A 5114-nucleotide genomic window follows, 5' to 3' on the forward strand; every position below is an offset into this window, starting at 1 on the left:
AATACCTATCTTTTAAATTTTTTTTTTGAACACCAATGAGAGTTATTGCAAAGAGACTTTAAAGTAGTTTGTGCTTTGATTTTTGTATCATTTTAATCTTAAATTGACATTAATTTATCAATAGATTGGACATAAGTCTGAGAATTAATTTTTTCATTGTAGAATGATTTTAAATAATATTGAAGAGTAACTTTAGGTGAACCATAATTGGAGAATTATCATATGCCAACTATTCGTGATGTTACGCTTATTGTTCAGGAAGCTCCTGTTCAGGACAAAGGAAAAGATATTGCTCGTATCTCTTGGGAAACCATGGAGAAAACAGGGCTTTTGCGGGGTGATGTGATCGAGATCGAAGGTGTTCACAAGACCTATGCTATCGTCGCCCCATCAAGTTCCCCCTGGGCTGACGTGATCTTTATTGACGGGAACATACGCAGGAGAGCCGGAGTCGGTATTCGGGAACAGGCGGTTATCAGAAAAGGAGACGCAAAGGAGGCAGAAAAGGTAGAGTTTCAGATCGTTCAGGATGTTCAGGGACTCGAGATCAGAGAACTTGAGCAATTTCTTTCCGAGCAACTGAAGGGATCTTTACTCTTCCAGGGAAAGGATATCGCCATCCCGGTTGGAAGTTCAACCCGCGATCCTTTTGACGATTTCTTCGGGTCACGTGACTTTGGCGGAGGAATGTTCTGGAATTCCCAGACCACCTATGCGATCGTCAGAATTACCGCTACAAACCCAGAAGGAGCAGTGATTGCTACACCGAAAACCAGATATAGCGTTGTCAGAACCGGGAGACAGGCATCAACTTCACCAGGGAGATCAGGATCCCAAACTGTTCAGTCAGGAGAGGGAAGCGAAAAGGGGAAGTATATTCCGGATATCCACTACGAAGACATTGGTGGGCTCGAACGTGAACTCTCCCAGGTCAGGGAGATGATCGAGCTTCCCCTGCGAAATCCTGATCTCTTCAATCATCTGGGGATTGAACCACCGAAAGGAGTTCTCTTATATGGCCCTCCAGGAACAGGAAAGACCCTGATTGCAAAAGCAGTCGCCAATGAAGTAAATGCACATTTCATTACGCTCTCAGGCCCGGAGATCATGAACAAGTACTACGGGGAGAGTGAAGGAAAACTCCGGGAAGTCTTTGAAGAGGCTGAGGAACATGCCCCTTCGATCATCTTTATCGATGAGATAGATTCCATTGCACCCAAACGGGAGGATACCAAAGGTGAAGTCGAAAGGCGAATTGTAGCACAACTCCTCTCACTGATGGATGGGCTGAAGAGCCGTGGCCGGGTCATCGTAATTGCAGCTACCAACCTGCCTGACAACCTTGATCCTGCACTGAGACGGGGAGGACGGTTTGATCGGGAGATCGAGATCGGTATCCCTGATGTATCTGGGAGGATGGCAATATTTCAGATCCACTCCCAGCGGGTTCCTCTCGACCTACTAGGAATCACCATTGGTGAAGATCAACTGACCCGTGATGAGCGGATACAGATCTCACGACTTGACGAAGACATCAAAAACCTGGAATCCAGGAGATCTTCAGAAGAGAGAAACGAACACAGTGATGAACCTGAGCGCAGGTTTGTTGATATAAAGGCCCAGAAAGAAGAAGTAGAGAATCAGATCAAACGGAGACTCTTCCTCCAGCCATTTGCCAACCAGACACATGGATTTGTCGGTGCTGATATCAGCCTTACGGTCAAGGAAGCAGCAATGCATGCTCTCCGCAAGGGCCTTGAGAAGGTTCCCCCTAAGGACCTGAAAGAAGGAAAGATCGACAAAAACCTGATCGCTGCTATCAGGGTGAGCCAGGGAGACTTCCAGGCTGCTCTTTCCCATGTAGAGCCATCAGCAATGCGGGAAGTTCTCATTGAGGTTCCCGATATCTCCTGGGATCAGGTAGGGGGACTTGAGGAGGTTAAAAAGGATTTGAGGGAAGCGGTTGAATGGCCTCTGAAATATCCACAGTTATTCAGTCACCTCAAGACCAAAACACCGAAAGGGATACTCCTCTTCGGCCCGCCAGGTACCGGAAAGACGCTCATGGCAAAGGCAGTATCTCACGAGAGCGAATGCAACTTCATCTCAGTGAAAGGGCCTGAACTGATCTCCAAGTGGGTCGGTGAGTCAGAGAAAGGGATTCGGGAAGTATTCAGAAAGGCACGACAGGCTGCCCCGTCGATCATCTTCTTTGATGAGATCGACTCACTGGTGCCAAAGCGGGGAAATTTTTCAGATGCCACTCACGTGACCGAGAGTGTGGTATCACAGATCCTGACCGAGATGGACGGGATGGAAGAACTCAAAAATGTGACCATTATCGCAGCTACCAACCGGCCTGACATGCTTGACGATGCACTCATGCGGCCGGGACGGCTGGAGAGGCACATCTTTGTTCCTCCACCAGACAAAGACGGAAGAAAACAGATCTTTGAGGTATACCTGAAAGATGCGGGCAATCTGCTCACCGCTGATGTCACGATTGATCACCTGGTTGAGAAGACTGAAGGATACGTTGGTGCTGATATTGAAGCGCTCATCAGAGAAGCAAAGCTTGCAGCTATGCGCGAATTCATTACCCTGATGACCGGAAGAACCAACCGCGAACTTGAAGAAGCAGTCTCAAATGTTCGTATAACCCGCAGGCACTTTGACGAAGCATTTGGAAGAGTAAGAGGATCACTGGATGATTCCACGCATGAACAGTATATCAGACAGTCATGGCAGATCCTCTATAATCAGGACCAGCAGAGGATTCTGGAAAAGGCAGCACAGGTCATTGGATCTGCAAAAACACTTGGAATACCGGAGGATGAATTACAGAGTCTGAAAGATGAGGTATATAATTCCGGAACAAAAGATTTCAGCAGCATAGAAACACATACTCAGGAACTTGATAACAAATACCATCCCATCTAAGGAGAGAGCACCAGAATTATGAGTGATACCCCACCGGAAGAATTTAAAAATATCGAGGACTTATTGAGAAAGGTCCTCGGACAGACATTAGGAACAGGGCAGATACGCCCGGGTGTCATCGGTGTTAATATCATCCTGGCAGGAGGAATGCCCCCGGGTTTTCCCGGTGGTAATGGCGGAGGAGGGCCGGGAAGGGATGTCGAGCATCCCGAGATTGAGGTCATTGAGTGGGACGGCAGAGTCATGGCTACCTGCGAGATGAAAGGTCTTTCAAATGAACATGTCAGCATTGCATTCCAGGATGACACCCTCCATATCATCGGATATGATGGTACCACCCGGTACCGGAGTTCAGCAGTATTACCCCCGGTCGTTGAGTCATCATGTAATCGGACATTTTATAATGGTGTTCTTGAACTGACCTGGTTAATCAGAGATATTGAAGTAGCAACCCAGGAGCAGACAGAAATTCCTGCCTGTGGCTGTGAGAATCAGGAGAGCGATTCTCCTGATCACCCGTAACCACTTATTTCGAAATCAATATCGGTCGAACGCATCCGGCACTCCTCACCGTGTTGGACCATCTCTTCAACCATTTTTTTGAGCATGGCAGGTAAGACAGCGCCGACTCTGCTCTGTACAGACTTTCCACCACAGAACCAGAGGAATGTCGGAGTAGCCATTACCCCGTATCGTTCAGCAAGCCACGTGAACCTGATGATGTTCAATCTCATAAAATCCACGGATTGGGAGTACTCGCGGGCAAGATCTTCCAGTACAGGCTCCATCTGTCTGCAATGCGGGCAGGTTGGACTGAAGAACATCACCAGTACCGGCTTTTTATTTCTCTCGACATGCGATTCCCAATCCCGGTCATTACCTTCAGGTACTATCGATTCAGCCATATCATGATGATGGTGATAAGGAGATATCATACCTACTGGTCTTATGACATAATATTCAGTGGACAGGTACCCACAGATAGTATTCGGACTGCATCGTGTCAACCAGTCAGGCAATTACTCATGGGTATCCTTGGATATACATAAAAGAGATAATCCGATGACCAAAGATCAATCCGAACCAAATGAGATGGCGAGTCCTGACGAACAGGTATACCTTACCGTACCGATCTCTTCATCACTCCTCATAACTCTTGATGCAGCAGCAGCCCTGATGGAAATCGCACGTGAAGACCTGGTACAACAGATACTCAATGGTTGGATGAAATATCAGACCCTTCCATTGCATGGGAAGGATCGTCTTTGTAATCTGAAACCGGATTTTGAAGGACGGGAATAAGGTGTCCATCACTGAATGAGTACGAATAATTCTAAGTATCCGGGATACAGTGTCATAAATAGATGAAAAGCAGACGTAAGGATACGTATGGCTGATGAATCGTACCGGGAAGTAGAGGTTGAAGGAACCATCGTAAAATGGGATCCGGACCAGATGCGAAAGATTCAGGAACATCCCTGTTATAGTGAGAAGGCAAGTCACACCTTTGGAAGAGCACATCTCCCGGTCGCTCCCAAATGCAATATTCAGTGCAACTATTGCGTACGAAAATATGACTGCGTGAATGAGAGCAGACCGGGGGTCACCAGTGAGATCCTGAGTCCGGAAAAAGCTTTTGAGAAGATCACGGGGATCATTGCTGAGCATCCATTCATTAAGGTAGTAGGGATTGCGGGCCCGGGGGATCCGTTGTTTAATGAGGAGACGTTTGAGACTTTCAGACTCATTCATGAGAAATACCCGGATCTGATCCTGTGCGTAAGTACCAACGGCCTTCTTCTGCCTGACAAAATTGACCTCCTTGAAAAATACGGAGTAACCAATATTACGGTTACCATGAACACCCTTGATCCGGATATTGCCGCTCAAATATATCAGTTTATTTTCTATCAGGGAAAAAAATACAGCGCAAGCAGGGAGATGGGGGAGCTACTCATCAACAAACAACTGGAGGGCATACGAATGGCAGTTGAACGCAAGATGCTGGTGAAGGTGAATACCGTATATATTCCTGGTATCAATGATGCGCAAATCCTTGAAATTGCCAAAAAGATCAGTTCCATGGGTGTTTACATTCACAATATTATTCCCCTCATTTCTCAGGGAAAATTTGCACATATTCAGCCCCCGACAATGGAGGAGAAATTGGCGAT

At 46.9% G+C, this 5114-nt stretch carries 5 protein-coding genes; 4 read left to right on the top strand and 1 reads right to left on the bottom strand.

Annotated features, from left to right (window positions below):
- Window positions 1-222: 222 nt before the first annotated feature.
- Together LUQ50_RS06875 and LUQ50_RS06880 are read left to right on the top strand one after the other, a co-directional pair.
- A complete protein-coding gene (locus LUQ50_RS06875; RefSeq protein ID WP_300038163.1) occupies window positions 223-2940 on the top strand; it encodes a CDC48 family AAA ATPase in 2718 nt (905 codons plus the stop codon).
- An 18-nt stretch (window positions 2941-2958) separates the two neighbouring features.
- Entirely contained in the window at window positions 2959-3462 is a 504-nt protein-coding gene (locus LUQ50_RS06880) for an Hsp20/alpha crystallin family protein (RefSeq protein ID WP_300038166.1), read from the top strand.
- Here LUQ50_RS06880 and LUQ50_RS06885 read toward each other — a convergent pair.
- On the bottom strand, window positions 3453-3845 hold the full coding sequence (locus tag LUQ50_RS06885; protein WP_300038169.1) for a co-chaperone YbbN: 393 nt from the start codon (window positions 3843-3845) through the stop codon (window positions 3453-3455). The two genes, LUQ50_RS06880 and LUQ50_RS06885, sit on opposite strands and share 10 nt — an antisense overlap.
- Before the next feature lie 157 nt (window positions 3846-4002).
- Here LUQ50_RS06885 and LUQ50_RS06890 point away from each other — a divergent pair, with 157 nt between their 5' ends.
- Window positions 4003-4242 carry a hypothetical protein gene (locus LUQ50_RS06890; protein WP_300038171.1) on the top strand — a complete coding sequence of 80 codons (240 nt, stop codon included), beginning with the start codon at window positions 4003-4005 and terminating at the stop codon, window positions 4240-4242.
- 87 nt (window positions 4243-4329) lie between these two features.
- On the top strand, window positions 4330-5114 hold a 785-nt coding region (locus tag LUQ50_RS06895; protein ID WP_300038174.1), incomplete at its 3' end, for a radical SAM protein.

Origin of the sequence: Methanospirillum sp. (assembly GCF_028679455.1) — an archaeon.
Taxonomy (GTDB): Archaea; Halobacteriota; Methanomicrobia; order Methanomicrobiales; family Methanospirillaceae; genus Methanospirillum.